A 262-nucleotide genomic window follows, 5' to 3' on the forward strand; every position below is an offset into this window, starting at 1 on the left:
TGAGGATGCGCCAGGTCTTGAGGTTGGCGAAGCCGTGCTCGACGGCGGCGCGTTCGCGGCTGAGCAGACGGTTCGCCTCCTTCTCCGCGTCGGTGAGCTTGTGGTTCCGGGTGGCTTTGCGGCCGGTGATGCTCACGTGGTGGTCGTCGGGGTCGTCGTCCAAGCCGACGAAGCCGAGGTCGGCCAGGGCGCCGAGGCCGGTTTCGCGAAGGTGTGCGGTGAGCTTGTCGTGGCGGGCGGTGGTGATCTCGCTGGACCGGCC

Annotated in this window: 1 protein-coding gene; it reads right to left on the reverse strand. The window is 69.1% G+C overall.

What is annotated here, in order from left to right:
* On the reverse strand, window positions 1-262 hold a 262-nt coding region (locus tag ADL01_RS27195; protein WP_159049645.1), incomplete at both ends, for a transposase family protein.

The sequence above is a fragment of the Streptomyces sp. NRRL WC-3618 genome, assembly GCF_001280005.1.
GTDB lineage: Bacteria > Actinomycetota > Actinomycetes > Streptomycetales > Streptomycetaceae > Streptomyces.